At 72.4% G+C, this 15,809-nt stretch carries 12 protein-coding genes; 5 read left to right on the forward strand and 7 right to left on the reverse strand.

Annotated elements, in window-relative coordinates:
• Positions 1-101: 101 nt before the first annotated feature.
• Both ACFVX9_RS15405 and ACFVX9_RS15410 read right to left on the reverse strand, forming a co-directional pair.
• The gene (locus tag ACFVX9_RS15405) at positions 102-2,132 is read right to left on the reverse strand and encodes a transglycosylase domain-containing protein (protein ID WP_387981988.1); all 2,031 of its coding nucleotides are present in this window, start codon (positions 2,130-2,132) and stop codon (positions 102-104) included.
• A gap of 303 nt (positions 2,133-2,435) precedes the next feature.
• Positions 2,436-4,616, reverse strand: coding sequence for a hypothetical protein (locus tag ACFVX9_RS15410; RefSeq protein ID WP_387981989.1), 2,181 nt, complete (start codon positions 4,614-4,616; stop codon positions 2,436-2,438).
• A gap of 201 nt (positions 4,617-4,817) precedes the next feature.
• Here ACFVX9_RS15410 and ACFVX9_RS15415 point away from each other — a divergent pair, with 201 nt between their 5' ends.
• Positions 4,818-6,929, forward strand: coding sequence for a phosphocholine-specific phospholipase C (locus ACFVX9_RS15415; protein WP_387981991.1), 2,112 nt, complete (start codon positions 4,818-4,820; stop codon positions 6,927-6,929).
• 83 nt (positions 6,930-7,012) lie between these two features.
• Here ACFVX9_RS15415 and ACFVX9_RS15420 read toward each other — a convergent pair whose 3' ends face one another.
• A complete protein-coding gene (locus ACFVX9_RS15420; protein WP_387981993.1) occupies positions 7,013-8,005 on the reverse strand; it encodes an NAD-dependent epimerase/dehydratase family protein in 993 nt (330 codons plus the stop codon).
• Between the two features lie 256 nt (positions 8,006-8,261).
• Between ACFVX9_RS15420 and ACFVX9_RS15425 the strand changes: the two genes are divergently transcribed.
• Together ACFVX9_RS15425 and ACFVX9_RS15430 are read left to right on the forward strand one after the other, a co-directional pair.
• Positions 8,262-9,284, forward strand: coding sequence for a cytochrome c oxidase assembly protein (locus tag ACFVX9_RS15425; protein WP_079136075.1), 1,023 nt, complete (start codon positions 8,262-8,264; stop codon positions 9,282-9,284).
• Between the two features lie 85 nt (positions 9,285-9,369).
• Complete coding sequence (locus ACFVX9_RS15430) at positions 9,370-10,002, forward strand: YdcF family protein (RefSeq protein ID WP_380430662.1); 633 nt, start codon at positions 9,370-9,372, stop codon at positions 10,000-10,002.
• Between the two features lie 12 nt (positions 10,003-10,014).
• On the opposite strand, the gene ACFVX9_RS15435 is transcribed toward ACFVX9_RS15430, so the two are convergent.
• The 4 genes from ACFVX9_RS15435 to ACFVX9_RS15450 all read right to left on the reverse strand — a co-directional run bounded on the left by ACFVX9_RS15435 (position 10,015) and on the right by ACFVX9_RS15450 (position 14,835).
• Entirely contained in the window at positions 10,015-11,298 is a 1,284-nt protein-coding gene (locus ACFVX9_RS15435) for an RICIN domain-containing protein (RefSeq protein WP_387981996.1), read from the reverse strand.
• 243 nt (positions 11,299-11,541) lie between these two features.
• On the reverse strand, positions 11,542-13,764 hold the full coding sequence (locus ACFVX9_RS15440; protein ID WP_063350304.1) for an NADP-dependent isocitrate dehydrogenase: 2,223 nt from the start codon (positions 13,762-13,764) through the stop codon (positions 11,542-11,544).
• A gap of 165 nt (positions 13,765-13,929) precedes the next feature.
• Entirely contained in the window at positions 13,930-14,286 is a 357-nt protein-coding gene (locus ACFVX9_RS15445) for a DUF4180 domain-containing protein (protein ID WP_063350303.1), read from the reverse strand.
• 114 nt (positions 14,287-14,400) lie between these two features.
• On the reverse strand, positions 14,401-14,835 hold the full coding sequence (locus ACFVX9_RS15450) for a helix-turn-helix domain-containing protein (RefSeq protein WP_380380978.1): 435 nt from the start codon (positions 14,833-14,835) through the stop codon (positions 14,401-14,403).
• Between the two features lie 236 nt (positions 14,836-15,071).
• Here ACFVX9_RS15450 and ACFVX9_RS15455 point away from each other — a divergent pair, with 236 nt between their 5' ends.
• The gene (locus ACFVX9_RS15455) at positions 15,072-15,377 is read left to right on the forward strand and encodes an SAV_915 family protein (RefSeq protein ID WP_063350301.1); all 306 of its coding nucleotides are present in this window, start codon (positions 15,072-15,074) and stop codon (positions 15,375-15,377) included.
• Complete coding sequence (locus tag ACFVX9_RS15460; protein ID WP_063350300.1) at positions 15,374-15,700, forward strand: hypothetical protein; 327 nt, start codon at positions 15,374-15,376, stop codon at positions 15,698-15,700. The genes ACFVX9_RS15455 and ACFVX9_RS15460 overlap by 4 nt, the downstream gene beginning before the upstream one ends.
• The last annotated feature ends 109 nt before the right edge of the window (positions 15,701-15,809 follow it).

Raw genomic sequence — 15,809 nt, forward strand, 5'->3', positions numbered from 1 at the left:
ATGTATGGAGTGGGCCTGGTAGGGGTGGGCGCCGCTCGGTTGGTGCTGAAGGGCCCGCAACCCCCCCCCACCCGCCCGCCCGGCCCCACCGGCCCCAGGCCCTACCGTCCTCCCGGGCCACCGGCCGCCTTCATGTACGAGGTCCAGATCTGGGTGGGCAGCGCGGAGTCCGGGGTGTCCGGGGCGGCGCCGCCCAGCCCCTCCAGTGAGAGCAGCTTCATGTCCTTCAGGTCCGCCCGGAAGACCGTGACGGCCGTGGACATCCGCGCGTCGTAGCCGACGAACCACCCCGCCGTGCGCTCCGGGGTCGTCCCCGGCTTCCCGGCCAGGTCCGGCCCGGCCTCCGCCGCCGACTTGGCGCTCCCGGTGCGGACCGCGCTCTTGAGCGCCGCGTCCACCTCCCCCGCGACCTGCGGGGTCAGCGCCTGTACGGCGGTCGGCAGGCGCAGCCCGAGCGGCTCGCCGTTCCGGGTGATCCGCAGGACGGAGTACGGGTCCGTGTGGCTGCCTCCGGCGGCGAAGGCGGCGTAGGCGTCGGCGGTCCTGATCGCGCTCGGTGTGGAGTTCCCGACGCCGAAGGCCGGCACCAACTCCCCCATGCTGCCCGGGAGCAGGCCCAGGTCGGCGGCGGTCTTCTGCACCCGGTCCAGGCCGACGTCCATGGCGAGCTGCATCATCGGCCCGTTGACGGACTGCTCCACCGCGCTCCTCAGGGTGACCGTCCCCCAGCTCCGCTTGCCGTCGTTGGCGGTCTTCGCTATCCGCCCGTTGCGCCCCCAGTACGGCCCCTCCGGGGTCATCACGTTCACGCCGTCGTCGCCGTCGTAGGTGGTGGTGGGCGTCACCGGGGTGCGGCTGCCGCCCCGCTTGCGCTGCACGCCCTCGCTCAGGCCCGAGGCGTAGACCAGCGGGGCGAAGGCCGAACCGACCGGCACCGTGGAGGTGTTGGCGTTGTCGAAGCCCTGTTTCAGGTAGTCGGTTCCGCCGTAGAGCGCGACGATCCTCCCGTCCGGGGCGACCGAGGCGGCACCGACCTTCAGTAACCGGTCGGTCTCGCGGCTGTCGGGGTCGATCCCCTTGGTGGCGTCCCGCACCGCGGCGGCCAGCGCGTTGACCTTGGGCTTGTCGAAGGTGGTGAAGATCTGGTGGCCGCCGAGGTCGAACTGGGCCTGCGTGATGTCGCTGTGGCCCTCCACGTAGGTCCTGGCCATGTCCACCAGGTACCCGACCTGGCCGCTCAGCCCCGCCGCCTTCGGCTGGGTCCTGGGCTCGGGGAACACCGTGTACCGGGCGCGCTCGGCGGCGGAGAGCCTGCCGACCTTCACCATCCGGTCCAGGATCCAGGACCACCGCTCCTCGGCCCGCCGGTGGTTGTTCGCGCTGATCCCCGGATCGAACTGCCCGGCCCCCTTCAACAGGGCGGCGAGGAAGGCCCCTTCGCTCGGGTTGAGCTGCGAGACGTCCTTGCCGTAGTACGCGGCCGCGGCCCGTTCGATGCCGTAGCTGCCGCGCCCGAACCAACTGGTGTTCAGATAGCCGGCCAGGATGTCCGGTTTGCCCATCCGCCGGTCCAGTTTGATCGCGATGACGATCTCGCTCAGCTTGCGGGAGAAGTCCTGACGCTGGTTCAGGTAGTTGTTCTTGACGTACTGCTGGGTGATGGTCGAGCCGCCCTGGGTCTCACCGCCCGAGGCCATCTGGTAGACCGCGCGGCCGATGCCCGTGAAGGAGATCCCCGGGTCCGAGTAGAAGGTCTCGTTCTCGGCCGCCAGTACGGCCCACTGCACCGACTCCGGCACCTGGTCGAGCGGCACCTCCTGCCGGTTGGTCTCGCCGATCCGCGCCATCTCGGTGCCGTCCGCCCAGAAGTACACGTTGTTCTGCTGGGTGGCGAAGGCGTTCAGGTCCTCCGGGACGTGGGTGGTGACGTAGAACCAGGTCAGCCATCCCGTCAGCACCGCAGCCCCGGCCCCCGCCACCAGGAGCAGCTGCCGCCAGGACGGGAGCCAGCGGCGGACTCCGCGCCGCCCTCTGCGCGGGTAGTCGATCCACCGCCGCCCTCCGGGCTCCTCCCCTCCGGCCTCCCCTCCGGGCTTCTCCTTCTCCGCCCCGCCACCTTGGTCAGCACGCACAGTCCGGTCTCCGATTCGCTCGTGGGCACAGACCCCCGAACTCAGACGCGATGGGGGTCGGACCACGGCACAACGGAATTGATGTGATCACGGTCATACCGAGCGGACCGGCGGGGCGGCACGGACCCACCCGGCCTGGGGCGGAACAACGTTGGCCGAGGAGGTGGACCACGGGGAAACGACGACGCCGGGGTGCCTTGTGGCACCCCGGCGGGTGGTCGAGGGCGAGGAAAGCGAACGGGCTATGTCAGGTGGAGTGAGAAGGAAGCCCGTTCATGGCCTCGCCGGGGCCAACGCTAGCAGTCAGGCGGGGATCAGGTCACGCAGGTTTTCCGGGGTGATGACGACGGAGTCCGGGTGCAGGCCCTCCGGGCGTTCCAGACCGATGTACGTGACCGGGCCGGCCGGGAACGACATGCCGTCCCACAGCGTGGTGGCGGTGGCGCGCTCGCCCATCAGCTCGGTCAGATGGCGGATCGTCAGGTGGTCACGCCCGACGATGCCCCGCAGCAGCGTGGCGACCGACATCCGGTTCCCCTCGACCCGGTTGGCGTTCGGGTTGCCCTTCAGGTACAGGTGCAGCCACTTGGCGTGCCAGCGGCCGTCGTCCCCACGCAGGAAGGCCAGCGGCAGGGCGACCCTGCCCGGGCCGCGCAGGTCCGACTTCATCCGGACGGTACGCGGTTCGAAGGGGCGGCCCTGCTGTTCGGCGTCGCGCAGCATGAAGCCGAAGAAGGACTCCTCGACCTCCTCGAAGCCCTCACCGGAGAAGATGTTGACCTGCGGGACGATGGCGCTGCCACGTACGGCGCCCAGGCGCAGGTTGATGAACTCGGAGCCGCCGTCGGGGGCGTCGGTGACGTCTCCGGAGTGCTCGCCCTCGACCTGGCTGAGCGAGGTGTAGGAGAGCCAGCCGAGCGTCTCGTAGGAGTCGTCGAGCATCAGGGCGGACAGGTCGAAGTCGGTGCTGTGACCGGTCTGCTTCCAGTAGACGAAGAAGCGCAGCAGTTCGCCGTCGACCGGGGTGAGGGAACCGCGGGGCAGCACGCCGAGTCCGGCGGTGGTGGCCTTGCCGCTGAGCGGGAGTGCGACGTCGAGTACGTCGGGGTCGATCAGCAGGTGCCCGGGGTCGGGGAGGCGGCGGCTCGTCTCGGCGTCCAGGGCGGCGAGCAGGCGGTCGCGTTCGGGTGCCGGCAGGGGCGGTCGGGTGTCGGTGGTGACCCAGGCGCGGCCGAGGCGGTTGACGAAGAGGCGGCGCCCGTCCGCTTCCCCGGTGCGGTTGTGGAGGTGTTCGCGGACCGACAGCAGGACCCGGCCGGAGACCTGCGGGGCGGCCTGCTCGACGGCGGCCACGACGGTGTCGCGTTCCTCCGGGGTGCGGCCCGCGCGCAGCAGGCGGTCCAGGGAGCGGAACAGCATGCCCGGGGCGGTGGCCAGCAGCCGTACCGCGCCGGTGACGTCGCCGGCGCCGAGGAGTTCCTCGACGCGGCTGGTGAGGGAGCGGGCCGCCACCTCACCCCGGGCCACGGCGAACACCTCGGCGGCGCGCGGCCAGCGCGGGTACTCGTGCGGGTGGAGGCGCTCACCGAGGCGCTTGAACGCCTCGCGGTGCCCGCTGACGTCGGCGAGCTTGGCGGGGTCGGCGCCCACCACGGCGTCGAGGCCGGCCAGCAGGGCACGGCGGGCCGGTCGGGACAGCGCCCGGAACCGGGTCGGTTCCGCCAGGGTCACGTCGCCGTCGGACAGTGCGCAGGCCAGCCGGAGCACGTCGGTGACGGTGTCCAGGAGGAGGTCGGCGCCGGCCTGGAGACGGGCGAGGTTGACGACGGCGCGGTTCTCCCGGACCGGGATCGTCTCTGGCTGCGGACCGGCGACGCAGTGCCCGGCGAGCACGCCGAGGTCGCGCAGGCCCTCCTCGCCCAGCGGCGTGGTGCTGCCGGCCAGGGCCAGGTAGAGGGCCGTCACCTCCTCCTCCAGGGCGCCGCCCAGGTGCAGGACCGTCATGCGGTCGCCCGCAGCTGCGATCAGCTCGTCGTGGGCGGCGAGCAGTTCGGCGTAGCTGTGCTGGTAGCGGCCGTAGGACGGGAGGGTCAGCAGGTCGACCACGCCGGTGCGCAGTTGGGCGAGCACACTGCCTCGCGACGCGTCGTCGGCGAGCGCCCCGGCGATGCAGTGCGTCCAGAACTCGAAGGTGTCCGGCACGTTGAGCGGGAAGTCGATGAAGTAGGCGTTGTGCCCGACGTGGTCGCCCACCGACTCGCGGACGGTGCCCAGGGTGCGGGCGGCGGTGTCGACGACCGTCGCCTCGGGCAGCCCCGACAGGTACTCCAGCAGGTCCGCCGAGAGCTTGAAGCCCACGGACATCAGCGCGGCGTCGAACTGCCGCGCCACGACAGCGCCTTGCCCCGCCGGAGCGCCCGGCCGGGAGGGGGCGGGGAGGCGATGGGTGTGCCGGACGACGATGGGTTCGAGACGGTGGACCATGCGGTCATGCTCGCAGAACGGTGCGGGGCGACGCATGCGGGTTTCCGGGCCCGTCGCCGGTGGGTCCAGGGAAGTTGGCTAGACAGGAATTGGCTGAAAACTCATGCGGCGTTCGCTGGGGGACCTCGTACGGCCTGGCTGCGGCACCTATGTTCGAACCTTCTTGGCACCCCCCTGTACCCCGAGAAGGAAGGACACCACGTGGCCTCCATCGACCGGCGCCGATTCCTCCAGCTGAGCGGCGCGTCCGCAGCCGCCGCAGGCCTCGGCGCGTTCCCGCCCGCGGTCAGCAAGGCCCTGGCACTGCCCGCGATCGGCCGGACCCGCTCGATCGAGGACGTCGAACACGTCGTCGTCCTGATGCAGGAGAACCGTTCCTTCGACCACTACTTCGGCACCCTGCGCGGCGTGCGCGGGTTCGACGACCCGCGCCCCACGCTGCTGCCCGACGGTCGGCCGAACTGGCACCAGCCCGCCGCCGCCGTGAAGACCGGCCGCTACCACGACCGCGGTCTGCCCGCCTCCGAGCAGGAGGTGCTGCCCTGGTACATCGACCCCAGGAACACCACCGAGTACCAGGCCGGCACCGACCACGGCTGGAGCAGCGGCCACCTCGCCTGGAACGAGGGGCGCCACGACCAGTGGGTGAACCAGAAGCAGGACGTCATGACGATGGGCCACCTCAAGCGCCAGGACCTGGCGTACCACTTCGCCCTGGCCGACGCCTTCACCCTCTGCGACTCGTACTTCTGCTCCGTCCACGCCGACACCGCGCCCAACCGCATCTACCTGTGGACCGGCACCAGCGACCCGCGCAACGTGTACGGCCGCAAGCCCAACGGCCCCGGCCTGGAAGAGCGCAACAACACCAACGGCTACACCTGGACCACCTACCCCGAGCGCCTGGAGAAGGCCGGCGTCAGCTGGAAGCTGTACCAGGGCGGCTCCGGCGAGCCGGGCACCCCCACGGACAACTACACCGACAACTCGCTGATGTTCTTCGAGCGGTACCAGGTCGCCGAGGGCGCGTCGGGCCCCCTGGTGGACAAGGGCGCCACCGACCACACGCTGAAGGAGTTCCGCTCCGACGTCCAGCAGGGCCGGCTGCCGCAGGTCTCCTGGATCGTCCCGCCGTACAAGTACAGCGAGCACCCGTCCGCGACGCCCACCGACGGCGCGTACTACATCAACCTCGTGCTGGACGCGCTCACCTCCAACCCCGAGGTCTGGGGCAGGACGGTCTTCCTCATCAACTACGACGAGAACGACGGCCTGTTCGACCACGTCGTCCCGCCGATGCCGCCGGTCGTCAGCGGCCCGGGCGGCCAGGGCATCGTCTCCGCCGACCTGAGGGCGAGCCTGCGCGACGAACTGCTCGACCTCGGCAAGCACCCGGGCGAGATGGGCCCGCTGGTCCCCGGCGCCGACCCGGGCGGCCTCCAGCCGATCGGCCTCGGCCCGCGCGTGCCGATGCTGGTCATCTCCCCGTGGTCGCGCGGCGGCTGGGTCTGTTCGGAGACCTTCGACCACACCTCCGTCCTGCGGTTCCTGGAAGCCCGGTTCGGCATCGAGGAGCCCAACATCAGCGCCTGGCGCCGGTCGGTCTGCGGCGACCTCACCTCGGCGCTCGACTTCTCCGGCGCCGACCCGCGGCCGGTCTCGATCCCGGTGCCCGCGCCGATCGCCTCGCAGGGCAAGCCGTACCAGGTGCCGCTGCCCCAGCGGATGCCCACCCAGGAGCCCGGCGTCCGGCCGGCCCGCGCCCTCCCGTACGACCTGGTGGTCAACGAGGAGGAGACGGACACCCCCGGGCGGTTCCAGCTGGACCTGGAGAACCGGGGCGAAGCGGGCGCCTGGCTCTACATCTACGACCGGACCGCGCCGAAGGCCGCCCCCCGCCGCTACACCGTCTCGGGCGGCGACACCCTCGGCGACTTCTGGCCGCACTCCGCCTCCGGCGACTACCACCTCGCCGCCCACGGCCCGAACGGGTCGGTGTACGAGTTCGAGGGCAGCGCCCGGACCGAGCTGGTCGCGCTGTTCGACCCGCAGAAGTCCAAGGTGCGCGTCAAGATCACCAACAACGGGCCGGTCACCCGGACGGTGACCGTCGCCAACGCCTACGCCAAGGGCTCGCAGCAGAGCCGCAGCATCCGGCGCGGCGCCTCGGCCCAGTTCACCTTCGACATACGCCCCGACAGCCGCTGGTACGACATCACCGTCGCCGCCACCGACGGCCCGACCTTCCGCCGCCGCTGGGCCGGCCACCTGGAGAACGGCCGCCCCGGCACCAGCGACCCCGGCACCAGCTGACCGGCGGTGCGGCCCTGACCGTCGGCACAGCACCCGACCGACGGCACGGCGCCTGAACCGGCGCGCCGCACCGACGTTTCGTCCTACGCCGGTGCGGCGAGCCCCAGCGCCTGGCGGTACCAGGGGGCGGCGGCGGGCAGCCGGGCGAGGGGGCCGGGGCCGGGCGGACAGGCGGCGAGGCGCCAGACGTCGTCCCCCCGGTACCAGTGGTCGCGGGCGATCAGGGAGAACTGCCGCTCGGAGACGCGGCCCGGGGTGGCGGCGAGCAGACGCCGGCATTCGTCCCACGAGGCGCCCGGGCCGTCCGGGCCATCCGGGCCGTCCGCGCCGGGCAGGGCGGGCAGCAGGCCGAGGCCGGCCAGGGCGGCGAGCAGGTCGCCGGCCCGGACGGGGTCGGGATGGCTCGCGTGCTGGACGCCGGGCGGGACGGCGTGGTCGTCCAGGGCGAGCGCGGCGATCAGCCGGGCCAGGTCGGCGCGGTCCACCACGGAGAGCCTGGCGTTCCCGCCCGCCCAGGGCACCGGCACCCGGCGGACCAGTTCGGCCAGCGCGGGCACCACCCAGCGGTCGCCCGTCCCGGTCACCAGGCCGGGCCGCAGCACGACGGCGCCGGCCGCCAGCGCGACGCGTTCGCCGAGCAGCCTGGTCCGGCTGGCCTCGGAGACCGGGGCGGCCGGCACCTCGTCGACCCCGATGCCGGAGTGCGGGCCCTCGCCGTACACCGCGGTCGTCGACAGGTGGACGATCCGGCGCACCCCGGCCCGGGTCGCGGCGGCCGTCACCGCCTCGGTGCCGCGCACGTTCACCGCCGCGCACTCCTCGGCGCCGCCGGAGACCCGGGAGGCCAGGTGGAGCAGGACGTCGGCACCCTCGCAGAGCGCGGCCAGCGCCGCCCCGTCGGCGAGGTCGCCCGGCACCCAGACGGCCGGGCCGCGCCCGTCCGGCACGTCGCGGGCCAGCGCGCGCACCCGCGCGCCGCGGGCGGTCAGGGCGGCCAGCACCGCGGAGCCTATGAAGCCGGTCGCCCCGGTCAGCGCGACCGTGGTGCGCTCCGGGTGCCGCCGTCCCGCCGCCATGCCGCACCCCTCGCCGTCCCACCGTGTCGCCGTCTCGGCGCGTCCCGTGTCGCCGTATCGGCGTGTCGCCGTCGACCGGCCGGTCAGTCTATCCAGCCGCCACCCGCCCGGCGGCCACCCGTACGGAGGGGGCGGGGCACGGCCCGAGGTAAGGCCCACCTAGGCTGTAGGCCAAGCAAAACGGGCGAACCGGACCCCCTCCAGGGGCCACCAGGACGGAAAGCAGGGCCCCCCGATGGGCGACGGAATGTCAGGCATGCACCACCACGGCGGGATGACCCAGCTAGGCCCGTTCACCTTGTCCAACGTCTGGACCTGGTCCCCCGACTGGGTGTTCCTGCTGGGCGGCCTGGCCGCCCTGGCGCTGTACGCGGCGGGCGTGGTCCGGCTCCACCGGCGCGGCGACCGCTGGCCGGTCGGCCGGATGGTCGGCTGGGCGGCCGGTGTCGGCAGCCTGATCCTGGTCACCTGCACCGGGCTGAACGACTACGGCATGGTGCTGTTCAGCGCGCACATGATCCAGCACATGGTGCTGTCCATGCTGACGCCGATCCTGCTGCTGCTGGGCGCCCCGATCACGCTGGCGCTGCGCGCGCTGCGGCCGGCCGGCCGGGGCCGCCCGCGCGGGCCGCGCGAGCTGCTGGTGGCACTGCTGCACAGCCGGTACGTCCGGGTGATCTCGCACCCGGCCTTCACCATCCCGATGTTCATCGCGAGCCTGTACGGGGTCTACTTCACCCCGTTGTTCGACTTCCTGATGCAGTACCGCGCCGGGCACATCTTCATGATGGTGCACTTCCTCCTCACCGGTCTGACCTTCTTCTGGCCGATCATGGGCGTGGACCCGGGCCCGCACCGCCCCAGCCATGTGATGCGGATCATCGAGCTGTTCATGGGCATGCCGTTCCACGCCTTCTTCGGCGTGGCCGTGATGATGGCCAGCCACCCGCTGGTCACCACCTTCACCGTGGAGGGCTCGCCGCCGGGCACCGACCTCCTGGAGGACCAGAAGCTGGCCGGCGGCATCACCTGGGCGTTCGGCGAGATCCCGACCGCGATCGTGCTGATCGCGCTGGTGTACCAGTGGATGCGTTCCGAACAGCGGCAGGCCCGCCGCAGCGACCGCGCCGAGGAACGCAGCGGCGACGCCGAGCTGGAGGCGTACAACGCCTACCTGGCCTCGCTGCACAAGCGCGGCCCGGGCCCGGCGGCCCCCGCCGCCCCGGCCTCCCCCGCTGCCGCTGTCACCCCCGTCACCCCGGCGGCCGACGTCGGCTGAGCCCGCCGCCGCCTGCACCACGGAACCCCCGTCCCCTGGAAACCGCCCAGTGGAACGGGGGTTCCGCCGTATACGTTCGGACGGTATGCACGCTCTGCTGATCGTCGCCGTCCTGCTCGGCGGGTACGTCCTGCTCTGGCTGCTCGGCTTCCTCGGCTGCGCGCTGCGGCAGGGGCGCCGCCCCACCCCCGTCGGGGCGGACTACCTGGTCGTCCTCGGCGCCGCCCTGGACGGCTGCGAGCCCGCCCCGCCGCTGGCGGCCCGGCTGGACGCCGCGCTGGAACGTTTCGCCGCCGAGGAGGCCGCCGGGCACGCGCCGCTGCTCCTGGTCACCGGCGGGAAGGGCCCGCACGAGGAGTGCACCGAGGCCGCCGCGATGGCCCGCTACCTGACCGCCCGGGGCGTCCCGGCCGACCGGATCCGGCGCGAGGAACGGGCCGTGAACACCGTCGAGAACCTGCGTTTCAGCGCGGCGCTGATGGCCGCCGAACGGCCCGGCTACCGGTGCACGGTCGTCACCAGCGGCTTCCACACCGCCCGCACCGCACTCGCCGCCCGCCGGGCCGGCGCCCCCGGCCGGGTGGTCGGCGCGGACGGACTGCTCGCCCACGGCCCGTACGCACTGCTGCGGGAGGCGGTCGGCACGGCACTCGCGTACCCGCGCGCCAACGCCGCCGCCCTCCTGCTCCTCACGGGCACCGGAGCCCTCCTCGGCTAGGGCCCGGGGCTGCTACTGGAGCCTCCACTGCTGGTTCCAGCCGCTGTCGCAGGTCCAGACGCCCAGGGCCTTGGCGTCCTCGTCGTAGGTCAGGCAGTCCTGGTCGGTGATCCGGATCCGGTACTGGCCGTCGCCCTGCGCGACGAGCTGCCACTTCTGCTCGTCGGCGCCGGTCCACGGCTTGGCGTCGGCGACGTAGCCCTTGGTGTTCTCGGTCAGCGCGAGGCCGGACACGGCGCTGGTGATCTTGTAGCGGCCGTTGCCCAGCGCGGTGAACTGCCAGCCGGTGTTCTTGGGGCCGCTGGTGCCGGCGAGGATCGAGGGGCCGGAGGCGGCCCCGGTGGCCACCGGGCCCCGGCCGGTCTTCACCTTCGGGTACAGCAGCCCGGTCACGGCGTCACCACCGCCGCCGCCCTGGTGCGCGGGCACGCCGGGAGTGGCGGTCCCGCCGGTGCCCACGCCCGGCACCGTACCGGGCTTGGCCGGGACACCCGGGGTGGCGGTGCCGCCCGTACCGACGCCCGGCACCGTACCGGGCTTGGCCGGGACACCCGGGGTGGCAGTCCCACCGGTGCCGACGCCCGGCACCGTGCCGGGGATGCCGGGGGTGACGGGAACGCCCGGGGTGCCGGGGGTCCCCGCGATGTCGGCCGGGACCTCGCGGGCCGGGAAGTGGATGATCCGCTTGCTGTCGTAGCAGCGGATCAGCACGCAGGACCGGGAGGTGGTCACGGTCCGGTCCGAGTCGCTGCCGACGAAGGCCCAGTTCCCGTAGCCGCCGTCGCCCTTGTTGGTGAAGGTCGACTCGCCCGCGAAGACCCAGATCCGGAAGTCGTCGTAGCCGGTCGGGCCGCCCTCGCTGTCGTGGTGCTCCAGCTTGACGGTCTGGTCGATCAGCACCCCGCGCATGTCCGCCTCGTAGACGTTGCGGAACCAGAGGGTGTCGTACAGGTCGGTGCCGTCGTACTTGAACACCATCACGTTGAACCCCGGTGCGGCGGCGCTCAGTTGGCCGGCCATCCCCTGGGTGAACGCCGCGTTGTCGGCCTGCGCGGTGAGGGCCGCGCTGCGGAAGCCCCCGATCATGGCGCCGATGGAACTGATCAGCGCGCTGTAGCAGTTGCCGTTGCCGATGTTGGCGGGCCCGCCGACGCCCGGCTCGATGCCCGGACAGTCGGTCGCCGCCGAGGCCTGCTGCGGCACGGCCATCAGGCCGGTCGAGGCCAGGGCCGCCAACAGGGTGCCGGCGACGGCCCGTTGGGTGGCCCTGGCCGTCCGGCGGGAGAAAGCGCGCATGCTGAAGTGCCCCGATCATTCGGCGAGGTGGCGTCCGTCTGCGGATCCGCAGCGGAGAACGGTCCTCCGGATGCTAGGGCCGCTCACCGGCACCACCCGTGATCTTGACGGCTCCCTGACGAACCGTTGATGATCTTCCTCCGCACTGGCGCCGCAGCGCCGCGGAGGCCGCCCGGAAAGCCGGGAGGCTCCCGGGTCCGGTACCGGACCCGGGAGCCTCCCGGTGCTTCGACTCCCCTGGGATCAGGCGAGGTTGGCGAGCGCCTCGTTGAAGGTCTTGGACGGGCGCATCACCGCCGCGGCCTTGGCCGGGTCCGGCTGGTAGTAGCCGCCGAGGTCGACCGGCGAGCCCTGCACGGCGATCAGCTCGTCGACGATGGTCGTCTCCTGCTCGCCGAGCGCCTTGGCCAGGCCCTCGAACGCCTGGGCCAGCTCGGCGTCGGCGGTCTGCTGGGCCAGCTCCTGGGCCCAGTACAGGGCCAGGTAGAAGTGGCTGCCGCGGTTGTCGATGCCGCCGAGGCGGCGGCTCGGCGACTTGTCCTCGTTGAGGAAGGTGCCGGTGGCGCGGTCCAGGGTGTCGGCCAGCACCTGGGCGCGGGCGTTGTCGGTGCTGGTGGCCAGGTGCTCGAAGCTGGCGGCCAGGGCGAAGAACTCGCCGAGGCTGTCCCAGCGCAGGTAGTTCTCCTTGACCAGCTGCTGGACGTGCTTCGGGGCGGAGCCGCCGGCGCCGGTCTCGAACAGGCCGCCGCCCGCCATCAGCGGGACGACCGACAGCATCTTGGCGCTGGTGCCCAGCTCCAGGATCGGGAACAGGTCGGTCAGGTAGTCGCGCAGCACGTTGCCGGTCACCGAGATGGTGTCCTCGCCGCGGCGGATGCGCTCCAGCGAGAACGTGGTGGCCTCGACCGGGGACTTGATCTCGATCTGCAGGCCGGTGGTGTCGTGCTCCGGCAGGTACTTCTTGACCTTCTCGATCAGGACGGCGTCGTGGGCGCGGTTCTCGTCCAGCCAGAACACCGCCGGGTCGCCGGTGGCGCGGGCGCGGGTGACGGCCAGCTTGACCCAGTCCTGGATCGGCAGGTCCTTGGTCTGGCAGGCGCGGAAGATGTCGCCCGGCTGGACGGCCTGCTCCAGCACCACGTTGCCCTCGGCGTCGACGAGGCGGACGGTGCCGGCCGCGGCGATCTCGAAGGTCTTGTCGTGGCTGCCGTACTCCTCGGCCTTCTGGGCCATCAGACCGACGTTCGGGACGGAGCCGATGGTGGCCGGGTCCAGGGCGCCGTGGGCGCGGCAGTCGTCGATGACGGCCTGGTACACGCCGGAGTAGCTGCTGTCCGGCAGCACGGCGAGGGTGTCGGCCTCCTGGCCGTCCGGGCCCCACATGTGGCCGGAGGTGCGGATCATGGCCGGCATCGAGGCGTCGACGATGACGTCGCTCGGGACGTGCAGGTTGGTGATGCCCTTGTCCGAGTCGACCATCGCCAGGGCCGGGCCCTCGGCGAGCTCGGCCTCGAACGAGGCCTTGATCTCCGCGCCCAGGTGCGGCACGCCGTCCAGGCCGTTGAGGATGCCGCCGAGGCCGTTGTTCGGGTCCAGACCGGCGGCGACCAGCACCTCGCCGTACTTGGCGAAGGTCTTCGGGAAGAAGGCGCGGACCACGTGGCCGAAGATGATCGGGTCGGAGACCTTCATCATGGTGGCCTTGAGGTGGACCGAGAACAGCACGCCCTCGGCCTTGGCGCGCTCGACCTGGGCGGTCAGGAACTCGCGCAGGGCGGCGACGCGCATCACCGAGGCGTCGACGACCTCGCCGGCCAGCACCGGGACGCGCTCGCGCAGCACGGTGGCGCTGCCGTCCTCGGCGACCAGCTCGATGCGCAGCGCGCCGTCGGCGGCGATCACGGCGGACTTCTCGGTGGAGCGGAAGTCGTTCTCGCCCATGGTGGCGACGTTGGTCTCGGAGTCGGCCGACCAGGCGCCCATGCGGTGCGGGTGGGTCTTGGCGTAGTTCTTCACCGAGCCCGGGGCGCGGCGGTCCGAGTTGCCCTCGCGCAGGACGGGGTTGACGGCGCTGCCCTTGACCTTGTCGTAACGGGCGCGGACGTCCTTGTCCTCGTCGGTCTGCGGGTCGTCCGGGTAGTCCGGGAGCGCGTAGCCCTGCGCCTGCAGCTCGGCGACGGCGGCCTTCAGCTGCGGGATGGACGCCGAGATGTTCGGCAGCTTGATGATGTTGGCGCCCGGGGTCTTGGCGAGGTCGCCCAGCTCGGCGAGGGCGTCCTCGATCCGCTGGCCCTCGGCGAGACGCTCCGGGAAGCTCGCGATGATCCGCCCGGCCAGGGAGATGTCGCGGGTCTCCACGCGCACACCCGCCGTCGAGGCGTATGCCTGGACAACCGGCAGGAACGAGTAGGTCGCCAGGGCCGGAGCCTCGTCGGTGTGCGTATAGATGATGGTCGAGTCAGTCATCGGTACTCCGCTTCACGTCTCCAACGTCTTGACGTCAAGATATCTCGTCACGGCCCCCTAGCTCCACCTCCCCCCGCCCCGGAGCGTGCGCCGGGTGCCCCGGGGGCGCGCCGACGGTCAGCTCCACCGTGGTCCCGGGGCGGGTGCGGGGCAAGCGGAGAACGCTCAGACCTCGGCGAACCGGGCCGCCAGCTCCGTCTCGTCGGCGAGGAACCAGAGCTGTCGGCCGCGGTTGCTCTCCCGGACGAAGTCGCGCAGCGGGTCGCTCGCCGCGACGTGGTCGGCGATGTCGCCGAGGACCACCAGGCCGACGCGGTAGTTGACGAATTTCTGCACGATGCCGCCGGCGACCCGGGTGCGCAGCGTGAAGAAGTCCGGGTGCAGCCGGGCGACGGGGACGACCACCCAGGAGGCGCCGCGGCCGAACGCGTCGCCGATCACGTCCATGGCGTCCTGCTCCTCGCGGATCGGCGCGCCCTCGGCGGGCAGCCGCAGGACCGTCGTGCCGTACTGCTCGGACATTGCCGTTCTCCCTGGTCGATGTGGGTTCGATGCGGATCCCGATGCGGATCCCGATGCGGGTCCGGTGTGACCGACGCCATCCGGCGCGGCCGGCGTCAGCGCCTGGACGAGGTCTCAGTGCATGGACGAGGTCATCGTGTGGACGATGCCGAGCAGCGCGGCGGTGTCGGCCGGATCGCCGAGGACGACGAGCCGCAGGGTCTCCCGCTCCTCGTCGTGGACGGTCTCGACGTGCAGCGGCCAGCCGCCCTCGCGCGGGCCGGCGATCGCGGCCAGCACGGCGTTGGACAGCCGGTCGGCGGCGGCCCGGTCGACGTTCTCGATCCGGACGACGGCGGACACCTCGGCGCGCCGCGGGCCGGCACCGGGCACGGGTGCGGGCGGGGCGGCCGGGGCGCCGGTGAAGGCCTCCAGGTCCGCACGGGCGATCCGGTACTGCTTGCCGATCCTGGTCGCGGCGAGCCGGCCGTCGCGGATGTAGCCGCGGACGGTGCGCACGTGCAGGCCGAGCAGTTCGGCCACCTGTTCCACCGAGTAGTACTGCGCCACCTGCGACCATCCTCTCGAACGTCCTCATCCGCAGGAAACATACCATCCGATAGGGATGTTTACGTAATGATAGGGAGTGGTTTAGTCCACTCGGGTGAACCGACCGTCAGGGGTGCGTCAACGCACCACCTCATTCGGTCAACGCCGCGTCAGGACCGGCGACGCCCGGCGGAACCCGGCCTAGCGTCGAAGCAGCAGTTCCGGCAGGCACCACCACCCCACCCGGGAGCACTCGCATGGCCCGCGTCGTCTGGCACGTTCCGGTCACCGTCTCCAGTACCGGCACCACCACCGCCCTCCGCCTCTTCCGCCTGCGCGACGGCCGCCGCTGCGCCGTCGGCTTCTCCAGCCCCGAGTCGCTCGCCGCCCTCTTCGGGCCGGACCAGGCCTTCACCGAATTCGGTGAACCCGCCCTGCGCGCACTCACCGCCCCCCTCGGCATCGACACCCTCGTCCTCGACCCGCGCCTGGTCGCCCCACCCGTCACCGCACCCGCCACCCCGCTCGCCCCCGCCCCGACCGCACAGCTCCAGCACCGGTGACCGCCCTCCAACTGGTCCCCGAGGACCCTGACCCCGAACCGGAACCACCCGAGCCGGCCCGGGCGCTGCACGCGCTCGCCCGGGTCAGCTACGGACCGGTCCCGCTCGACTTCGACCGGCTGGCGGCCGAGCACCCGGCCGTCCAGGGCGGACTCTCCCTCGCCGGCGACGCCGACCTGGAGCTCCGCCTCGCCTGCACCGGCCCCGAGGAACTGCGGGCGGTCGCCGCCGCCCTCCAGCGCGCCGGGGCCGCCAGGATCCGGATCGACCTGGTGCTGCGCGCCCTCACCCCCAGACCGGTCACCCTCCGCCCGGTTCCCTAGGCCCTGGCGACCTCCTCCCCGCGCCCCGGTATGGGGGGTGGAGGGGGGGGTGGGCAAGCGGGTGCGGTAGTCTGGGACTGTCGACGAGGTGAGTAGAGGAGAGCCAGGG

Origin of the sequence: Kitasatospora sp. NPDC058243, assembly GCF_042882025.1 — a bacterium.
Classification (GTDB): Bacteria; Actinomycetota; Actinomycetes; order Streptomycetales; family Streptomycetaceae; genus Kitasatospora.